Source organism: Streptococcus sp. GMD4S (genome assembly GCF_000296955.1).
Map to the genome: position 1 here is coordinate 1 of NZ_AJRE01000467.1, position 3,198 is coordinate 3,198.

4 protein-coding genes are annotated in these 3,198 nt (G+C 42.1%); 3 read left to right on the forward strand and 1 reads right to left on the reverse strand.

What is annotated here, in order from left to right; translation table 11 throughout:
• The 3 genes from GMD4S_RS11635 to GMD4S_RS11645 form a co-directional block, all read left to right on the forward strand.
• The coding region (locus GMD4S_RS11635) for an AAA family ATPase (protein WP_000396304.1) at nt 1–1,035 on the forward strand (1,035 nt) is incomplete at its 5' end.
• A gap of 9 nt (nt 1,036–1,044) precedes the next feature.
• A complete protein-coding gene (gene pnuC, locus GMD4S_RS11640; protein WP_000736882.1) occupies nt 1,045–1,824 on the forward strand; it encodes a nicotinamide riboside transporter PnuC in 780 nt (259 codons plus the stop codon).
• A 1-nt stretch (nt 1,825) separates the two neighbouring features.
• Entirely contained in the window at nt 1,826–2,599 is a 774-nt protein-coding gene (locus tag GMD4S_RS11645; RefSeq protein WP_000763407.1) for an NUDIX domain-containing protein, read from the forward strand.
• A gap of 48 nt (nt 2,600–2,647) precedes the next feature.
• Here GMD4S_RS11645 and GMD4S_RS11650 read toward each other — a convergent pair whose 3' ends face one another.
• A complete protein-coding gene (locus GMD4S_RS11650; RefSeq protein WP_000933129.1) occupies nt 2,648–2,878 on the reverse strand; it encodes a hypothetical protein in 231 nt (76 codons plus the stop codon).
• Nucleotides 2,879–3,198: the final 320 nt, after the last annotated feature.

The window sequence follows — 3,198 nt, forward strand, 5'->3', positions numbered from 1 at the left end:
TTTGGGACCTTTGCCCCTCTTCATCAGGGTCATATCGATCTGATCCAGCGAGCGAAGCGTCAGTGTGACCAGGTCTGGGTAGTCGTTTTAGGCTACGAGGGAAACCGAGGCGAGCAGGTAGGTTTAAGTCTCCAAAAACGATTTCGCTATATCCGAGAGGCTTTTCGGGATGACGAGTTGACCTCTGTCTGCAAACTGGATGAGACCAACCTTCCCCTTTACCCTATGGGCTGGCAGGAGTGGTTGGACCAGATGTTATCGGAGATTTCCTACGATGAAGCCCAGCAAGAACTGATCTTCTTTGTAGGAGAAGCAGACTACCAGCAAGAATTAGCTAAACGTGGCTTTGAGACCGTCTTGCAAGAAAGAAAGTTTGGTATCTCAGCGACTATGATTCGAGAAAATCCAAGCAAATATTGGAAATATATTGCTCAGCCCTTCCGTCGTCAGTTTACAAAGAAAGTGTTGATTATGGGAAGTGCCAGCAATGGGAAGACCACTCTAGCCAAGGATTTGGCAAGGTATTACGATGCGCCGGTTAGCCTGGAATACGCACGTGAGTACCAGATCAAAAACAATGTCCGCGACGATGAATTGACTCCAAAAGATTACTATTATCTTCTTTTAGGGCAGTATGACCAGACCTCTAAGTTAATTGACAGTAATTCCAATCGAGGTCTAGTGATAGCTGACACAAACTCCTTAGTAACCAAGGGCTACTATGATTATTACATGGAGGCTGAGGATCAAGAGGACTTATCAGGAGAAACCTTTGACAATCTCTTTGTTTCGATCTTGGCCAAGGAAAAATGGGACTTGATTCTCTTTGTGCAACCTGTCGGCTCCTATGTCAATGACGGGTTTAGAGATATGACCATGGCAGAAGACCATATTCGTCAAAGTTTTTCCCAGCATTTGGATCAGATGAGGGAGCGCTACTTAGCAAACATTCCACTAGTTTATCTAGCTGAGGATTACCTAGGCAATTATGAAGCAGCCAAAGTAGCTATTGATGCCATTTACCAAGCAGATTAGGAGAAAAATATGAAAAAACTAACTGAAAAAATCACACAATTTATCGAAAACTTTAAAAATGTCCATGCAGAAGCCCGCAAGATCGGTTTTGTAGGAACCATGCACTTGCTCTGGAAAGATCTCTTTGTCGGCCGTAGTCTTTTCCAGTGGTTGTATCTCATCGCTTTGTCAAGTGTTCCCTTGATCTTGGAATTCACGCAAAATACAGAAAGCCATGACTGGCTGAGCTTGTTTGCATCTTGGACTGGGATTGTCTGTGTTATTTTGGTAGCAGAAGGGCGTGCAAGCAATTATCTCTTTGGGGCCATTAACTCGGCTATCTATTTGATTTTAGCTATGAATGCGACTTTTTATGGCGAAGTTTTGACGACTGTTTACTTCTTTGTCATGCAGCCGATTGGTCTCTATGCTTGGCTGTCCAATCGTATCAATGACCAAGGAAAACCAGAAGAATCCCACTTTGAAGCTAAGAAATTATCTGTACTTGACTGGCTCAAGTACTTGATCTTGACTGCCATCATCTGGATTGGTATGGGCTTGGCTTATCAAAGTATCCATAGCGCTCGCCCTTTCCGTGATAGTGTAACCGATGCGACCAATGGTGTTGGTCAGCTCTTGATGACACGTCTCTACCGTGAACAATGGATTTTCTGGATTGCAACCAATCTCTTTAGTATCTACCTCTGGTGGGGTGAGAATATCCACATCCAAGGGATGTACTGGGTTTACACGCTCAACAGTCTAGTAGGTTGGTACCAATGGACCAAGGCAGTTCGAAAGGAGGCATAAGATGGCAGACATAAAGATTCCAACAGGAATGACGGAAAAAGAATATTTTGAAATTCATGCAAGTCAAGAGGAGTTTTTAGACTGGTATTACAAGCAAGAACTCCCTCAATATGAAAAGCCAAGTGTGACGGTAGATATGGTAGCCTACTGCTTTGTCGAAGGAAAAATTAAGCTTCTGTTGATCCGTCGCAAGGCCCACCCTTATCAAAACTGTTTGGCTCTGGTTGGAGGCTTTATGGATAAGGGAGAGGATGCTGCGCATGCCTGTCAACGCGAGGTGAGAGAAGAAGTCAATCTCGATCTTCCTTTAGAAAAAATCGAGCAATTGCTGACCGTATCGACTCCTGGTCGTGACCCACGTGGCTGGACAGTGACCATCGCCCACTTGGTTTATTTGCCTAGTCGTGCATTAGACCTCGTTCAGGCTGGAGACGATGCTAAGGATGTGGTTTTTGTAGATGTGGATTTTCGGACGGGCAAGTGCTTCCTAGAGGGAGTAGAGTTGGAGGAGAGAGCCTTCGCCTTTGACCATTATGCCATTATCCAAGAATCCATCAAACGCATCCAAGGCCGTCTCGACTGGAATCCGACCTTCCTTTATCTGCTGGAAGAGGAGTTCACTGTCTACGAAGGAACTGAACTGGTCAATCTCATCAACCCAGGTCGGCCCATCGTCAGCAATAACTTTCTCGTAAAATACGGCGAATATGTAGAAGAAGTCGGACTCAAACGAGTTCCTAAAAAGAAACCAAGAAAAACCTATCGATTGAAATAAAAAACGAGGCCGGGAACTTTTCCCGACCTTTTTATTTATCATCATTTTTTATGAATGGCTATCTTTCTTAGGATTACTCAACATGTGAGTAAAGAAGTCTTTATATCGATACTTGAGATAGTTCTCGTGCAAAAATAACAAAGCGATATAAACAATCAAAAAGATTGTAGTCAGATAGAAGACATCAAATGCAGTTCGCGCATAGTAAGTGGCTGATTGATAAGAGCCAATAGCTCCCAAAATCAACCAAGGAAGATACTTGTAATACTTATTTAGCATAAGAGTGCACCTCCTATATTCTATTTCAATGTTATTATATTCCTTTATCTAATGCAATGCAAGCGATTACACAAAAGCGATGCAAAAAATAGGACTCTAATCTAAGAAATTTTCTATTTTTTCGTTTCAATTACGAATAGAAATAGTAGAGAGAAATTTTTTTAAAATAGTTTCTCTAAATAGTTGACAGATTCAAAGCCCAATGTTACAATTATATTACAAAAAGATTTCTTAACATTTCAAAAATGTTACAAAGGAGTAGAAAAATGAAAAAGAAAACCTATATCAAATTGATGGCAGCGACTGTATTGGCTTCTACC

What these genes read in the sequence shown, in the direction of transcription:
- pnuC (WP_000736882.1), top strand. Translation starts at nt 1,045, where the DNA reads ATGAAAAAACTAACTGAAAAAATCACACAATTTATCGAAAACTTTAAA.
- GMD4S_RS11645 (WP_000763407.1), top strand. Translation starts at nt 1,826, where the DNA reads ATGGCAGACATAAAGATTCCAACAGGAATGACGGAAAAAGAATATTTT.
- GMD4S_RS11650 (WP_000933129.1), bottom strand. Translation starts at nt 2,878, where the DNA reads ATGCTAAATAAGTATTACAAGTATCTTCCTTGGTTGATTTTGGGAGCT.